14 protein-coding genes and 1 pseudogene are annotated in these 15,744 nt (G+C 61.0%); 14 read left to right on the top strand and 1 reads right to left on the bottom strand.

The window, feature by feature from the left end; all coding sequences use genetic code 11:
* Window positions 1–20 precede the first annotated feature (20 nt).
* From ABT23_RS04335 to ABT23_RS04315, 5 genes are all read left to right on the top strand, one after another.
* Complete coding sequence (locus ABT23_RS04335; protein ID WP_296631690.1) at window positions 21–275, top strand: glutaredoxin domain-containing protein; 255 nt, start codon at window positions 21–23, stop codon at window positions 273–275.
* 155 nt (window positions 276–430) lie between these two features.
* Window positions 431–1,570 (top strand): glutamine-hydrolyzing carbamoyl-phosphate synthase small subunit, encoded by a 1,140-nt coding sequence (gene carA / locus ABT23_RS04330; protein WP_296631688.1) that lies wholly within the window; start codon window positions 431–433, stop codon window positions 1,568–1,570.
* 2 nt (window positions 1,571–1,572) lie between these two features.
* Window positions 1,573–4,779, top strand: a complete 3,207-nt coding sequence (gene carB, locus ABT23_RS04325) for a carbamoyl-phosphate synthase large subunit (RefSeq protein WP_296631685.1) — start codon at window positions 1,573–1,575, stop codon at window positions 4,777–4,779.
* Between the two features lie 17 nt (window positions 4,780–4,796).
* On the top strand, window positions 4,797–5,273 hold the full coding sequence (gene greA, locus ABT23_RS04320; RefSeq protein ID WP_296631682.1) for a transcription elongation factor GreA: 477 nt from the start codon (window positions 4,797–4,799) through the stop codon (window positions 5,271–5,273).
* Between the two features lie 2 nt (window positions 5,274–5,275).
* Window positions 5,276–5,734: a DUF4149 domain-containing protein gene (locus ABT23_RS04315; RefSeq protein ID WP_296631680.1), complete on the top strand. Its 459-nt coding sequence runs from the start codon at window positions 5,276–5,278 to the stop codon at window positions 5,732–5,734.
* A gap of 17 nt (window positions 5,735–5,751) precedes the next feature.
* On the opposite strand, the gene ABT23_RS04310 is transcribed toward ABT23_RS04315, so the two are convergent.
* Window positions 5,752–6,048 carry a YhbY family RNA-binding protein gene (locus ABT23_RS04310; RefSeq protein ID WP_296631677.1) on the bottom strand — a complete coding sequence of 99 codons (297 nt, stop codon included), beginning with the start codon at window positions 6,046–6,048 and terminating at the stop codon, window positions 5,752–5,754.
* A 41-nt stretch (window positions 6,049–6,089) separates the two neighbouring features.
* On the opposite strand from ABT23_RS04310, the gene ABT23_RS04305 reads away from it, so the two are divergent.
* The 9 genes and pseudogenes from ABT23_RS04305 (at window position 6,090) to tpiA (ending at window position 15,735) form a co-directional block, all read left to right on the top strand.
* Window positions 6,090–6,740 (top strand): RlmE family RNA methyltransferase, encoded by a 651-nt coding sequence (locus ABT23_RS04305; protein WP_296631675.1) that lies wholly within the window; start codon window positions 6,090–6,092, stop codon window positions 6,738–6,740.
* Between the two features lie 75 nt (window positions 6,741–6,815).
* A complete protein-coding gene (gene ftsH, locus ABT23_RS04300) occupies window positions 6,816–8,708 on the top strand; it encodes an ATP-dependent zinc metalloprotease FtsH (protein ID WP_296631670.1) in 1,893 nt (630 codons plus the stop codon).
* Between the two features lie 52 nt (window positions 8,709–8,760).
* Complete coding sequence (folP, locus tag ABT23_RS04295) at window positions 8,761–9,600, top strand: dihydropteroate synthase (RefSeq protein WP_296631668.1); 840 nt, start codon at window positions 8,761–8,763, stop codon at window positions 9,598–9,600.
* Window positions 9,590–10,932: pseudogene (gene glmM / locus ABT23_RS04290) on the top strand (phosphoglucosamine mutase). The gene folP and the pseudogene glmM overlap by 11 nt, the downstream one beginning before the upstream one ends.
* 93 nt (window positions 10,933–11,025) lie before the next feature.
* Window positions 11,026–12,042, top strand: a complete 1,017-nt coding sequence (pstS, locus tag ABT23_RS04285) for a phosphate ABC transporter substrate-binding protein PstS (protein ID WP_051082092.1) — start codon at window positions 11,026–11,028, stop codon at window positions 12,040–12,042.
* Window positions 12,043–12,164: 122 nt separating this feature from the next.
* On the top strand, window positions 12,165–13,142 hold the full coding sequence (gene pstC / locus ABT23_RS04280) for a phosphate ABC transporter permease subunit PstC (protein WP_296631665.1): 978 nt from the start codon (window positions 12,165–12,167) through the stop codon (window positions 13,140–13,142).
* Window positions 13,143–13,149: 7 nt separating this feature from the next.
* Window positions 13,150–13,995: a phosphate ABC transporter permease PstA gene (pstA, locus tag ABT23_RS04275; RefSeq protein ID WP_296631662.1), complete on the top strand. Its 846-nt coding sequence runs from the start codon at window positions 13,150–13,152 to the stop codon at window positions 13,993–13,995.
* A gap of 18 nt (window positions 13,996–14,013) precedes the next feature.
* On the top strand, window positions 14,014–14,796 hold the full coding sequence (gene pstB, locus ABT23_RS04270; RefSeq protein ID WP_296631660.1) for a phosphate ABC transporter ATP-binding protein PstB: 783 nt from the start codon (window positions 14,014–14,016) through the stop codon (window positions 14,794–14,796).
* Between the two features lie 192 nt (window positions 14,797–14,988).
* A complete protein-coding gene (tpiA, locus tag ABT23_RS04265) occupies window positions 14,989–15,735 on the top strand; it encodes a triose-phosphate isomerase (RefSeq protein WP_296631657.1) in 747 nt (248 codons plus the stop codon).
* Window positions 15,736–15,744: the final 9 nt, after the last annotated feature.

Raw genomic sequence — 15,744 nt, 5'->3', positions numbered from 1 at the left:
GCTTTAATCAGGAACGCACCATGAATGCCGTCAAGGTCTACAGTACCGGTACCTGTCCCATCTGCGTCAAGGCCAAGGCCTTTCTCGACAAGCGCGGTATCGGCTACGACGAAGTCCGCATCGATCTCGACCGCGAGGCGATGAAGGAATTCGCCGTCGTCACCAACGGTGCGCGCACCGTGCCGCAGATTGTCGTCGACGGCACCTGCATCGGCGGCTTCACCGAATTGACCGAACTCGACATGGATGGCGGCCTGGATCATCTGCAGCCCTGAACAGGGCGACAGGCGCGCGGGAAAGCGTGCTTAAGCATTGAAGCCAGGCCGCGAATCGACTATAATCGTGGCATTCAAGTTCAGGCGGGTTCGCGCAAGCGGCTCGCCTGAATTTTGTTACCTGCGTCACGCTCATTCGTCTTGCGGAGTCCTCCTTGTCACGTGCCCAGCCCGCCATCCTTGTTCTAGCTGACGGTTCGGTATTTCGCGGCCTGTCCATCGGCGCCGACGGCATCACAACCGGTGAAGTGGTCTTCAACACCGCATTGACCGGCTATCAGGAAATTCTCACTGACCCCTCGTACTCGCGCCAGATCGTGACGCTGACCTATCCGCATATCGGCAATACCGGTGTCAATGCCGAGGACGTCGAGTCGGACCGCATTCATGCGGCAGGTCTGGTTGTGCGCGACCTGCCACGCCTGCATTCGAATTTCCGCGCCGGCCAGTCCCTGGCCGACTACCTCAAGAGCCAGAACATCGTGGCGATCGCCGACATCGATACGCGGCGGCTGACCCGCGTCCTGCGCGAAAAGGGGGCGCAAAACGGCTGCGTCATGGCAGGCACGGTGGACGAAGCCAAGGCGCTCGAAGCCGCGCGGGCCTTCCCGGGCCTGGCTGGCATGGATCTGGCCAAGGTGGTGAGCGTGTCGAAAGCCTATGAATGGAACGAGACCGAATGGAAGCTGGGGCGCGGCTACAGCCAGCAGGCCGCGCCGCGTTTCCATGTGGTGGCTTTCGATTACGGCGTCAAGCGCAATATCCTGCGCATGCTGGCTGAGCGCGGCTGCCGTCTCACCGTGCTGCCGGCCACGGCCACCGCTGCCGAAGCGCTGGCATTGAAGCCGGACGGCATTTTCCTCTCCAACGGCCCGGGCGATCCGGAGCCGTGCGATTACGCGATCCGGGCGATCGGCGAACTGGTGGCGGCGAAGATTCCCACGTTCGGCATCTGCCTGGGGCATCAATTGCTTGCGCTCGCTTCTGGCGCCAAGACCGTCAAGATGAAGTTTGGCCACCACGGCGCCAACCACCCTGTGAAGGATCTCGACAGCGGCCGGGTGGCGATCACCAGCCAGAACCATGGCTTCGCGGTGGATGCGGCAACCCTGCCGGCGACCTTGCGCAGCACCCACGTTTCCTTGTTCGATGGCTCGCTGCAGGGCCTGGCCCGCACCGATGCCCCCGTGTTCAGTTTCCAGGGCCACCCTGAAGCCAGCCCCGGACCGCACGACATGAGTTATCTGTTCGACCGATTTATCCAGCTGATGGCCGATCACGCCGCAGCACACTGATCATGCCCAAGCGTACCGACCTCAAAAGCATTCTCATCATCGGCGCCGGCCCCATCGTCATCGGGCAGGCGTGCGAATTCGATTATTCCGGTGCGCAGGCGTGCAAGGCGCTGCGCGAGGAAGGCTACAAGGTCATCCTCGTCAACAGCAACCCGGCGACGATCATGACCGATCCGGACATGGCCGACGTCACCTACATCGAGCCGATTTCCTGGCAGGTGGTCGAGAAAATCATCGAACAGGAACGTCCCGACGCGCTGTTGCCGACCATGGGCGGGCAGACCGCGCTCAATTGCGCACTCGACCTGGCCAAGCACGGCGTGCTGGAGAAATACGGCGTCGAGATGATCGGCGCGTCGAAGGAAGCCATCGACAAGGCGGAAGACCGCGAGAAATTCAAGGCCGCGATGACCAAGCTGGGACTCGGCTCAGCGCGTTCGTCGATCGCCCACAGCATGGAAGAGGCGCTGCAGGTGCAGGCGGCCCTCGGCTTTCCGACCATCATCCGGCCGTCGTTCACCATGGGCGGTTCGGGTGGCGGCATCGCCTACAACAAGGAAGAGTTCGTCGCCATCTGCGAGCGCGGCCTGGAAGCGTCGCCCACGCACGAGCTGTTGATCGAGGAATCGCTGCTCGGCTGGAAGGAATACGAGATGGAGGTGGTGCGCGACAGCAAGGACAACTGCATCATCGTCTGCTCGATCGAGAACTTCGATCCGATGGGCGTGCACACCGGCGACTCGATCACCGTGGCACCAGCGCAGACGCTGACCGACAAGGAATACCAGATCATGCGCAACGCCAGCCTTGCGGTGCTGCGCGAGATCGGCGTCGACACCGGCGGCTCCAACGTGCAGTTCTCCATCAATCCGGAAGACGGTCGCATGGTGGTGATCGAGATGAATCCCCGCGTCTCGCGTTCATCCGCGCTGGCGTCCAAGGCAACCGGCTTCCCCATCGCCAAGGTGGCGGCCAAGCTGGCGGTCGGCTATACGCTCGACGAGCTGCAGAACGACATTACCGGCGGCGCGACTCCGGCGTCGTTCGAGCCTTCGATCGACTATGTCGTCACCAAGGTGCCACGCTTCGCGTTCGAGAAATTCCCCCAGGCCGACGATCGCCTGACCACGCAGATGAAATCGGTGGGCGAAGTGATGGCGATGGGCCGCGGCTTCCAGGAGTCGCTGCAGAAGGCGCTGCGCGGGCTGGAAGTCGGCGTCGACGGCTTCGACCCCAAGACTGCCGACCGCGACGAGATCGAAGCCGAGTTGATGTCGCCCGGCCCCGAGCGCATCTGGTACGTGGGCGATGCGTTCCGTATCGGCATGACTCTCGAGGAGATCCATGCCGTATCGAAAATCGACCCGTGGTTTCTCGACCAGATCCAGGAGTTGATCGAGCTGGAAATCTCCCTGGCCGGACGGGCGCTGAGCGATCTTGGGCGCGACGAACTGCGCGTGTTGAAGCGTGCCGGCTTCTCCGACCGTCGCCTGGCCAAACTCCTGAACACCGACCAGCATGCGGTGCGCACGCGCCGCCACGAACTGGCACTGCACCCGGTGTATAAGCGGGTCGATACCTGTGCGGCCGAGTTCGCCACGCAGACCGCCTACATGTACTCGACCTACGAGGAAGAGTGCGAGGCGCATCCGACCGACGCGAAAAAGATCATGGTGCTGGGTGGCGGGCCGAACCGTATCGGTCAGGGCATCGAATTCGACTACTGCTGCGTGCATGCCGCGCTGGCGCTGCGCGAGAACGGGTTCGAGACCATCATGGTCAACTGCAACCCGGAGACCGTGTCGACCGACTACGACACGTCCGACCGCCTGTACTTCGAGCCGCTGACGCTGGAAGACGTGTTGGAGATCGTGCGCATCGAGAAGCCCTTCGGCGTGATCGTGCAATACGGCGGGCAGACGCCGCTGAAACTGGCGCGCGACCTGGAGCGCAACGGCGTGCCCATCATCGGCACCAGCCCCGACATGATCGATGCGGCCGAAGACCGCGAGCGCTTCCAGCAGATGTTGCATGATCTGGGCCTCAAGCAACCGCCAAACCGCACCGCGCGCAATCCCGACAGCGCGATCCGCATGGCCGAGGAAATCGGCTACCCGCTGGTGGTGCGTCCCTCCTATGTGCTGGGCGGCCGCGCCATGGAGATCGTGCGCGAGGAGGCCGACCTGCGCCGCTACATGACCGAGGCGGTCAAGGTGTCGAACAAGTCGCCGGTGCTGCTCGACCGCTTCCTCAACGACGCCATCGAGGTCGACGTCGACGCGCTGTCCGACGGTGAGCAGGTGGTGATCGGCGGCATCATGCAGCACATTGAGCAGGCTGGCGTGCATTCGGGTGATTCGGCCTGCTCGCTGCCGCCGTACAGCTTGTCGCAGGAGGTGCAGGACGAGTTGCGCCGGCAGACGGTGGCGATGGCGAAGGCACTGAAAGTGGTCGGTCTGATGAACGTCCAGTTCGCGATCCAGGGCGACGTCGTGTATGTGCTGGAGGTGAACCCGCGTGCCTCGCGTACCGTGCCTTATGTGTCCAAGGCGATCGGCGCGCCGCTGGCGAAGATCGCCGCGCGTGCGATGGCGGGCATCTCGCTGAAAACGCAGGCGTTCGAGAAGGAAATCATCCCACCGTATTTCTCAGTGAAGGAAGCAGTGTTTCCGTTCCGCAAGTTCCCCGGCGTGGACACCATTCTCGGCCCGGAAATGAAATCGACGGGCGAAGTCATGGGGGTGGGCGACAATTTCGGCGAGGCCTTCGTCAAGTCGCAGCTGGCGTCGAGCTCCGAACTGCCCAAGCCGGGCGGGCGCGCGTTTGTCAGCGTGCGTTCGGGCGATCGTGATGCCGTGATCGAGGTGGCACAGATGCTGCACGACCTGGGCTTCAGCGTGGTCGCCACCCGCGGTACGGCGCAGGCGATCGAGTCGGCCGGCATCCCGGTGGCGGTCGTCAACAAGGTCAAGGAAGGCCGCCCGCATATCGTCGACATGATCAAGAACGGCGACATCGATTTCATTGTCAACGTGGTCGAAGACAAGAAGGCGGTGAAGGATTCCTACGCCATCCGTGCCGAAGCGCTGGCGCGTCGGGTCGTGTACTTCACCACGCTGGCCGGCGCGCGCGCCGCCTGCATGGGTATGCAGCACGGCAATGAACTGAAAGTGTATTCCCTGCAATCGCTACATCAGCGGCTGCACTGAACTGAAAAGGCAAGCTTGTGAGCAAATTTCCCCTCACCGTTGTGGGCGCAGAGAAATTGCGCGTTGAACTGCAACACCTGAAGAGCGTCGAGCGCCCCGCAGTGATCCAGGCGATTGCCGAGGCGCGCGCGCAGGGTGACCTGTCGGAGAACGCCGAATACGATGCCGCCAAGGAAAAGCAAGGGTTCATCGAAGGCCGCATTGCCGACCTCGAAGGCAAGCTGTCCAACGCGCAAATCATCGATCCCACCACGCTGGATGCGGATGGCCGCATCGTTTTCGGCGCCACGGTCGAACTGGAAGACGTCGAATCGGGCGATTCCGTCACGTATCAGATCGTCGGCGACGACGAGGCCGACATCAAGCAGGGCAAGATTTCAGTCTCATCCCCGATCGCACGCGCGCTGATCGGCAAATATGCCGGCGACAGCGTTGACGTCCAGGCGCCGGGCGGCGTGCGTCAATACGAAGTGCTGGACGTGCTGTACAAATAGCCATGCGCCGTTTCTGGGACGGTCTTGCCGGCGGATTACTGGTGCTGTGGATCGGTGGCATGTGGGCGACCGGCTACGTCGCCGCGCCGGTATTGTTCGCCAATCTGGGCGACAAGCAACTGGCGGGGATGCTGGCCGGCAGGCTGTTTGCGGTGATGGCGTGGATCGGTATCGCCGCCGCGGCCTACCTGCTGATCTACCGGTTTGCCCGCGATGGTGCCGCAGCGCTGAAAACCTTGTTTTTCTGGGCGGTGGCGCTGATGCTGGCATTGACGCTGGCCGGCCACTTCGGCATCCAGCCCATCATGCAGAGTCTGAAGGATCAGGCCATGCCGCATGCCGTGATGCAAAGCGTGTTTGCCGACCGCTTTGCCCGTTGGCATGGGGTATCGAGCATTCTTTATCTGATTCAGAGTGCGTTGGGGCTGTGGCTGGTCTGGCGCTCGGGGCTGGCGAAATAAGCCTCGTCGGACAGATTTCAACCCGGCAGGACGATCACAGGCTTGCCGGCAGAGCGATAAATCACCAATATCTTGCCGATCTGCTGCACCGGCGCGGCTCCTGTGGTTGTACAGATTTCCTCCAACCAGGCGCGACGCGTGTCCGGCTCGTCGCTGGCCGCCTTGATCTTGATCAGTTCGTGCGCATCAAGTCCGCGTTCGATTTCCTTCAATACGGCCGTGGTCAGCCCCTGGTTACCGATCATGACCACCGGCTGGCGGCTGTGGGCCAGGCCCTTGAGGAATTGTCGCTGGGCGGGCGTGAGTGGTTTCATTGCATCTTCCTTAAACTGAGCGCGGATTGTAGCCGATAGAGATGGTGCAGAAAGCAAAGCGAACCAAATCGGGCAGTGCCTGGATGCACGAGCACGTGACGGATCCCTACGTCAAGAAAGCGCAGCAGGATGGTTACCGTTCGCGCGCCGCCTACAAATTGCTGGAAATCGACACGCGCGACCATCTGTTGCGGCCCGGCATGACGGTGGTGGATCTGGGTGCCGCACCTGGCAGCTGGTGCCAGGTGGCCGTGCAGAAGATGAAGAAGCAGGGCAGGGTCCTGGCAATCGATCTCCTGCCGGTGGCGCCGATAGCGGGCGTCGACAGCCTGGAAGGCGATTTCACCGAACGGACGGCGCTGGCTTGGCTGGAAGAAAAGTTGCACACTGGGCGGGTTGACCTTGTTTTAAGCGATATGGCCCCCAATATCAGCGGAGTGATGCTGCGCGATCAGGCTCGACATTATGAATTGTGCGAATTGGCGCTTGATTTCGCGGTGAACTGGCTGAAACCAGACGGGGCTTTCCTCGTCAAAGTGTTTCAGGGGGTCGGGTTTGAGGATTTTCGTGCCCGGATGCGACAGGCATTCGAACAGGTGCTGATCCGCAAACCCGACGCATCGCGCGACCGCAGTACCGAGGTTTATTTGCTGGGACGCCGCCCTGTTGCAGCGCGGGATGGCGAGACGTGATGATGCCGTGACAAGCTGGCAGTATAGGGTTTAGAATGAGTCTAAACGTGCTGGGTTCAGCACCAAGGAGTAAACGTGAACAATTTGTCCAAGAACATCGCCATCTGGCTAATCATTGCGGTCATCCTGATGACGGTGTTCAATCAGTTCGGCGCGCAGCGCACCTCGCAGTCGCAGATGCCGTACTCGCAGTTCATCGAGGAGGTGCGTCAGCAACAGATCTCCAAGGTGGTGATTGAAGGTAACGTGCTGAAAGGCGAGCGTAGCGATGGACAGCGCTTCACCAGCTATGCGCCGAGCGATCCGTGGATGGTCTCCGACCTGCTGAAAAACGGCGTTTCAGTCGAGGCTAAGCCGGAAGAGCAGCCCTCTTTCCTGATGAGTCTGTTCATTTCGTGGTTCCCCATGCTGTTGTTGATCGGCGTCTGGATCTTCTTCATGCGTCAGATGCAGGGTGGCGGCCGTGGCGGTGCCTTCTCGTTCGGCAAGAGCCGGGCGCGCCTGCTCGATGAAAATGCCAACCCGGTGACCTTTGCCGATGTCGCAGGCTGTGACGAGGCGAAGGAAGACGTCGCCGAACTGGTGGATTTCCTGAAAGATCCGTCCAAGTTCCAGAAACTGGGCGGTCGCATCCCGCGCGGCGTGCTGATGGTGGGACCTCCTGGTACCGGTAAAACGCTGCTGGCCCGGTCCATTGCGGGCGAGGCCAAAGTGCCGTTCTTCAGCATTTCGGGTTCCGACTTCGTCGAGATGTTCGTCGGTGTCGGTGCCGCGCGCGTGCGCGACATGTTCGAGCAGGCGAAGAAGAACTCACCCTGCATCATCTTCATCGACGAAATCGATGCGGTCGGCCGCCAGCGCGGCGCCGGCCTGGGCGGCGGCAACGACGAACGCGAGCAGACACTCAACCAGTTGCTGGTCGAGATGGATGGTTTCGAGGCGAGCGTTGGCGTGATCGTCATCGCGGCGACCAACCGCCCCGACGTGCTCGATCCGGCGCTGCTGCGCCCGGGCCGTTTCGACCGTCAGGTCGTCGTCGGTCTCCCCGACATCCGTGGCCGCGAGCAGATCCTGCTGGTGCACATGCGTAAGGTGCCGGTGGCGCCCGACGTGCGGGCCGATATCCTGGCGCGCGGCACCCCCGGCATGTCAGGGGCCGACCTGGCCAATCTGGTCAACGAAGCAGCCTTGTTTGCCGCGCGCCGCAGCAAGCGTCTGGTGGACATGGAGGACTTCGAGCAGGCCAAGGACAAGATTTTCATGGGTGCCGAGCGCAAATCCATGGTGATCACGCCCGAGGACAAGAAAAAGACGGCTTATCACGAGTCCGGCCATGCCGTGATCGGCATGACGTTGCCGGGTTGCGATCCGGTGCACAAGGTCACGGTGATCCCGCGCGGTCGTGCGCTGGGTGTGACCATGTCCCTGCCTGAACTGGACCGTTACAGCCTGTACCAGGATCAGATGTTGTCGCAAATCTGCATGCTGTACGGCGGACGGGTGGCTGAAGAAATCTTCGTCGGCAGCATTTCGACCGGTGCATCGAACGACTTCGAGCGGGCAACCAGCATCGCCCGCGACATGGTGACGCGCTACGGCATGTCGGATGCGCTGGGCCCGATGGTGTACGGCGAAAACGAGGGTGAAGTATTCCTTGGACGCTCGGTGACCACGCACAAGAACATGAGCGAGGCCACCATGCAGAAGGTCGATACCGAAATCCGCCGCATTCTGGATGAGCAGTACGCCCGGGCCACGAAGATCCTGACCGAGGGGCGTGACAAGGTCGAGGCGATGACCGCCGCCCTGATGGAGTGGGAAACGATCGATGCCGAGCAGATCGGCGACATCATGGCCGGCCGGCCGGTACGTCCGCCCAAGCCGGCGGCCACGCCCCAACCGCCGGCGAACGGGGGCGACAAACCCAGCGCGCCCGCTCCGACCGCCCAACCTGCCCAGGAAACCTAAGCGGGGACACAGCGTTACCCACTACAATAGAGGGGCTTTGGCCCCTCTTTTTATGTCTGTTCTTCACGCCGGTTCGCATCGCCTTCTGCTCTCTCGCCCCCGCATCGTGGGGGTCGTCAATGTCACGCCTGATTCATTCTCGGACGGTGGGCAGTTGCACGATACGCAGGCTGCGATTGCCCATGCACTCAAGCTGAACGAACAAGGCGCCGATATCCTTGACGTCGGTGGGGAGTCGACCCGCCCCGGCGCGACAGCGGTACCGGTCGATGAGGAAATCGGGCGCGTGGTGCCGGTGATTGAGGCACTTGCCCGCGAAGGTTGCCTGGTATCGGTGGATACCAGGAAGCCAGAGGTGATGCGTGCAGCGCTCGCTGCAGGGGCGGGGATGGTGAATGATGTCGCCGCCTTGCGGGCATCAGGTGCGATGGAGGCAGTGGCTGCATCGGGGGCCGCCGTGTGCCTCATGCACATGCAGGGCGATCCTCAAAGCATGCAGCAGTCGCCCCGGTATGCCGACGTGGTGGATGAGGTGAAACAGTTTTTGCGGGCCCGAGTACAGGTCTGTGAGGCCGCCGGGATCGCGCGCGAGCGGCTGGTGATCGATCCGGGATTCGGCTTCGGCAAAACATTGCAACACAACCTGGCGCTGCTGAAGCATCTGGGAGAGCTGGCTGAGCTGGATGTGCCGATACTGGCTGGACTGTCGCGCAAGTCGATGCTGGGCACCCTGACAGGGCGTGTCGTGGATGAACGGGAATTCGCCGGCGTGGCGGCGCACCTGATGGCGGTGGCGCAGGGTGCCCGCTTGCTCCGGGTACATAATGTAATGGCCATGCGCGATGCATTGGCCATCTGGAATGCAGTGGAGGAATACGGGGATGGGACGTAAATATTTTGGTACCGACGGCGTACGGGGAAAAGTGGGCGAATCGCCCATTACGCCCGAGTTTGTGATGCGTCTGGGCTACGCCGCCGGTCAGGTTTTGGTGGCCGACCGTGGCAGCCTGCCACCGAACGAGCACCCGACCGTACTGATCGGCAAGGACACCCGTATTTCAGGCTATATGCTGGAAGCTGCGCTGGAGGCCGGGTGCTGATGACCGGGCCGATGCCGACACCGGCGGTAGCCTATCTGACTCGGGCACTGCGTCTGCAGGCCGGCGTGGTGATCTCGGCGTCGCACAACCCATTCGAGGACAACGGCATCAAGTTCTTTTCTGCCAGCGGCCAGAAGCTGCCGGATAGCGTGGAGGAGGCAATCGAAGCGCGGTTGGACAGCCCGATCGTGACCGTCGAAGCGCGCCAGCTGGGACGTGCCCGCCGCATCGAGGATGCTGCAGCGCGTTACATCGAGTTCTGCAAGAGCACCTTCCCCAACAACCTCGATCTGCGCGGGATGCGTATCGTGGTGGACTGTGCCAATGGCGCGACCTATCACATTGCGCCGCATGTGCTGCACGAGCTGGGGGCCGAGGTGATCGCCATCGGCAATGAACCGAATGGCTTCAATATCAACGACGAATGCGGCGCCACGCATACCAAGGCGCTGTCCGACTCAGTGCGCGCCCATCGCGCCGATCTGGGCATTGCGCTGGATGGCGATGGCGACCGGCTGATGATGGCTGACGCTCAGGGACGCGTGTATGACGGCGACCAACTGGTCTACGTCATCGCCCGTCATCGCATCCAGACGGGCTACATGAAGGGGGGCGTGGTCGGTACGCTGATGACCAATCTCGGTACCGAACATGCACTGGCACGCATCCAGATTCCGTTCGAGCGTGCCAAAGTGGGTGACCGTTATGTGCTCGAGCGACTGCATGCCAATGGCTGGACGCTGGGCGGAGAAACCTCCGGCCACATCTTGTGTCTGGACAAGCACACTACCGGCGATGGGATTGTTTCGGCCTTGCAGGTGCTGCGCGCACTGCGTGAGACGGGCGAAACCCTGGATGCGTTTACCGCGGATCTGGAGACCTATCCCCAGGTGATGATCAATGTACCGGTGGCCAAGGGGTTCAAGCTGGATATGGCATCCGCGGTCAGCGCATCGGTCGCGGAGGCGGAGGCTGCATTGAACGGCAGTGGCCGGATTGTCCTGCGCGCATCCGGGACCGAGCCGCTGATTCGTGTGATGGTGGAAGGGCGCGACGCCGATCTGGTTCGACATACGGCTGAAACAATTGCCACGGCCGTCAAGGCTGCAGCCACGAGCGGGTGATTTCCCGTCCTGAAATATATCTGTAATATTCGCCCGTTAGTATGGCGACGTCGCCCCATGCGGCAACGTCAACTACTACCGGAGATATTACACATGCGTACACTCAATAAACTGGCTCAAGGGACGCTGGCTGCGGCCATGGGTCTGGCTTTCAGTGTGGGTGCCTTGGCTGCCGACATTACCGGCGCAGGCGCAACCTTCCCCTATGCTGTTTACACGAAGTGGGCTGAGGCATACAAGACCGCTACGGGCAACCAGGTCAACTACCAAGGGATCGGCTCGTCGGGCGGCGTCAAGCAGATCAAGGCCAAAACCGTTGATTTTGCCGGTAGCGACGCGCCGGTTCCGGTCGCCGATCTGGAAGCGAACCATCTGGTCCAGGTTCCCACCGTGATGGGTGGCGTGACCATCGTCATGAATGTCCCCGGTTTCGAGTCCGGCAAGCTGAAGCTGGACGGCATGACCGCAGCCGACATTTTCCGTGGCGCGATCACCAAGTGGAACGACCCTGCCATCGCCAAACTGAATCCCGGCGTCAAGCTGCCGGATCTGGCCATTACCGTGGCACACCGTTCGGACGGTTCCGGCACGACCTATGCGTTCTCCAACTACCTGGCCAAGCAATCGATGGCATTCAAGCGTGATGTCGGTGCCGGCAACACGGTGAACTGGCCTGCCAACGGCGTGGGCGGCAAGGGCAACCCGGGCGTTGCAGCCAACGTGCAGAAGATCAAGGGTGCGATCGGCTACGTCGACATCGCCGACGCTATGAAGAACAACATGAATTTCGTGGCGCTGAAGAACCGTGCCGGCAATTTCATTGTTCCGAATCAACAGTCGGTTGCCGATGCCGCTGCGGGTGCCGACTTCCATGTCAAGGGCATGGCCCCCGACCTGCTGGATCAGTCCGCCAAGAATGCATGGCCCATCACGACGGCCACTTTCATGCTGGCCTATGAAAAGGGCGATGCCGCGAAGCAAAAAGGCGTAGTCGACTTCTACACCTGGTCGCTGAACAACGGCCAGAAAATGGCGGCTGAGCTTGGTTTCGTGCCCCTGCCGCCCAATGTTGTGAAGATGGTTGAAGCGGAAATGAAAAACATCAAGTAATGCATTAGGTTTGACCTGACTTGATGTTGGCCGGGGGGGCGTCTACCCCGGCTTTCTACGAAAGCGGCTGCTTCAGGCGGCTGTTTTCGCAGACAAAAAATCGAATCGATAGGCACCCCACAGTGAGTGAGCCCAGCGCAACCGCCGGAATCGATCTGCATGCCAAGCAGGTCCGGAAATTTCGGCTGCAGGACAGGTTTTTCCATCATTCCACGCAGATTTTCGCCTTTGTTGTGCTGGCGGCGCTGGTGGGTATTCTGGTATCGCTTTCCATCGAAGCCTGGCCCAGCCTCAAGGCGTTTGGTCCGTCCTTTCTGTGGACCAACATCTGGAGCGTGCCGGACGATAAATTCGGCGCACTGGCTGCGATCTATGGCACGGTGACGACGTCTGTTCTAGCTTTGCTGATAGCGGTGCCGGTCAGTTTCGGGATCGCGCTGTTCCTGACCGAAACCTGTCCGCTCTGGCTGCGTCGCCCCCTGGGGACGGCGATCGAGTTGCTGGCCGGGATTCCCTCCATCGTATATGGCATCTGGGGATTGTTCGTGTTTGCACCGTTGTTCGCCGACCATATCCAGCCGCCTTTGCAGGCGTTACTGGGCGACGTTCCGATCATCGGCGGCTGGTTCTCTGGCCCGCCCATTGGGGTCGGCATCCTCACCGCCAGCATCGTGCTGGCCTTGATGGTCATTCCCTTTATTGCGTCGGTGATGCGAGATGTGTTCGAGACCGTGCCGCATGTACTGAAGGAATCCGCCTATGGCATCGGCTGCACCAACTGGGAAGTGGTGCGCAACGTCGTACTGCCTTATACCCGTGTGGGCGTCATTGGTGGCATCATGCTGGGACTGGGCCGCGCGCTGGGCGAAACGATGGCGGTCACCTTCGTGATCGGGAATGCCAACCGTATCAATGGCAGCCTGTTTGCACCCGGTACCTCAATCGCGTCGACACTGGCGAATGAGTTCGGCGAGGCCACCCCCGGCCTGCATATTGCCTCTCTGTTCGCGCTGGGTCTGGTGCTGTTTGTCATCACCTTTATCGTGCTGGCCATTTCGCGCTGGCTGATCAGCCGCAGCATGGGCTCCGAAGGTCTGTAAGGCGCGCATGATGAAACTGTATACCCGTCGCATCTGGATCAACCGCATTGGCATCACGCTGTCCATGGTTGCGATGAGCCTGGGGCTGATCGCGCTGCTATGGATTTTGTGGACGTTGTTTTCAAAAGGCTTTGCCGCCTTGAACTGGGACATGTTTACCCAGGACACACCGGCGCCGGGCTCCGAAGGCGGCGGCTTGCGTAACGCCATCGTGGGCAGCGGTCTGATCCTGCTTTTTTCCATGCTGATCTCGACCCCGATCGGCATTCTGGCGGGGATTTATCTGGCAGAGTTCGGGCGCGTCTCCAAGTTTGCGTCGTTCACCCGTTTCATGACCGACATCATGCTGTCGGCGCCGTCCATCGTCATCGGTCTGTTCGTGTATGCGCTGTTTGTAACGACAACCGGTGGTTTCTCCGGCTGGGCAGGGTCGCTGTCACTGGCGTTGATCGCTATTCCAGTGGTGGTGCGAACGACCGAGAACATGCTGAAACTGGTGCCGACCAGCTTGCGCGAGGCGGCCTTTGCCGTGGGTGCGCCACGCTGGCAGGTATCGCTCAAGGTAACTCTGCGCGCGGTCAAATCCGGCGTGGTGACCGGCATTCTGCTGGCCATGGCACGGATTACCGGCGAGACTGCGCCGCTATTGTTCACCGCGCTCAACAACCAGTTCTTCAGTACCAACATGGACAAACCCATGGGCAACCTGCCTGTGGTGATTTACCAGTTTGCCTTGAGTCCGTACGACAACTGGGTCAACCTGGCCTGGGGCGGCGCACTGTTGATCGCTTTTTTGGTGCTGGCGGTCAACATCGGCGTGCGCGTGGTTTTCCGCAATAAAGACAAACGTTAATTTCCCCGGAGCTTTCTGATGCCCGTTCAAGCCATGCCTGCAGGCGAAAATATTGCTTTGCAAGTCCGTAATCTGGATTTCTTTTATGGCGATTTCAAAGGCCTCAGCAACGTCAATCTGGACATTGCCCACAAGAAGGTGACGGCCTTCATCGGGCCGTCCGGTTGCGGGAAATCCACACTGCTGCGTACCTTCAACCGCATGTACGACCTGTATCCCGGACAGCGTGCCGAAGGCCAGATCCTGTTCCATGGCAAGAACCTGCTGGATAAAGGCCAGGATGTGAATCTGGTGCGTGCCCGGATCGGCATGGTTTTCCAGAAGCCGACGCCGTTTCCCATGACGATCTACGAAAATATTGCCTTCGGTGTACGGCTGTATGAGCGCATGTCGAAAAGCGCCATGGACGATCGTGTCGAATGGGCACTCAACAAGGCGGCACTGTGGGGCGAAGTGAAGGACAAGCTGCAGCAGAGCGGCCTGTCGCTGTCCGGCGGCCAGCAGCAGCGGCTGTGTATTGCGCGCGCGGTGGCGGTGAAGCCCGAAATCGTGCTGCTGGATGAACCGACCTCGGCATTGGACCCGATTTCCACCGCCAAGATCGAGGAACTCATCAACGAACTGAAAAGCGATTACACCATTGCCATCGTCACCCACAACATGCAGCAGGCCGCGCGGATTTCGGATTACACGGCATTCATGTACCTGGGCGAACTCATCGAATTCAACGAGACCGGCACCATTTTCATGCGCCCGGGCAAGAAGCAGACGGAAGACTACATTACTGGTCGGTTTGGTTAACCGCCAGTAATGTAGCGGAGGAGGCTAACGTGGGCGAAGCGAACGTTAAGGTTAATGCCGGCCGGAGCCACGACATCGCCGGCCGTTTCGTCTGATTGCGCCGCGCAGCTTTGGCCGGGCGGTTGACCGTCCGGCGCGTAGCGCTTACCATCGCGCACTTTTGTTTGGCAGATTCCTGCTGTGGATAAGACTATGCGCAAGAAGCTCGTAGCCGGTAACTGGAAAATGCACGGCAGCCTGGCTGAAAACGCCGCCCTGCTGGCTGCAATCAAACCCGCTTTGACCGGAATCGAGGCCGCGGTATGCGTGCCTTTCCCTTATCTTGGACAAGCGCAGGCCGCACTCGCCGGATCGTCGATTGCCTGGGGTGCGCAGAACGTGTCCGAACAAGCCAAGGGTGCATTCACCGGTGAAGTGTCGACCTCGATGCTGCTGGATTTCGGCTGCAAGTATGTGATCGTCGGACATTCCGAACGTCGCAGCCTGTATGGCGAATCCGATGAACTGGTTGCAAGTAAATACATGGCCGCGCAGGCAGCCGGCCTGACCCCCATCCTGTGCGTAGGCGAATCCCTGGACGAGCGCGAATCCGGCGTGACCGAAGCGGTCGTGGCGCGTCAACTCGATGCCGTGATCAAGGTCGCCGGTGTGGCGTCCCTGGCCAAGGCAGTGGTGGCTTATGAGCCCGTATGGGCGATTGGGACCGGTAAGACGGCCACGCCGGAGCAGGCACAGGCCGTCCACGCCTACATTCGTGGCAAAGTCGCAGCGCTCGATGCGGGCGTGGCGGCACAGCTGATCATCCAGTACGGGGGTAGCGTAAAAGCCGCGAATGCGGCAGAATTAATGGCTCAGCCGGATATCGATGGCGGACTGATTGGTGGCGCTTCACTGGTTGCCGACGAGTTCATCGCGATTTGCCGGGCCGCCGCCAAGTAAGCGTTGTCG

Origin of the sequence: Thiobacillus sp. SCN 63-57, from assembly GCF_001725555.1 — a bacterium.
In the GTDB taxonomy this organism is placed as follows: domain Bacteria; phylum Pseudomonadota; class Gammaproteobacteria; order Burkholderiales; family Thiobacillaceae; genus Thiobacillus.
This window is presented reverse-complemented; position numbering and strand designations above follow the sequence as displayed.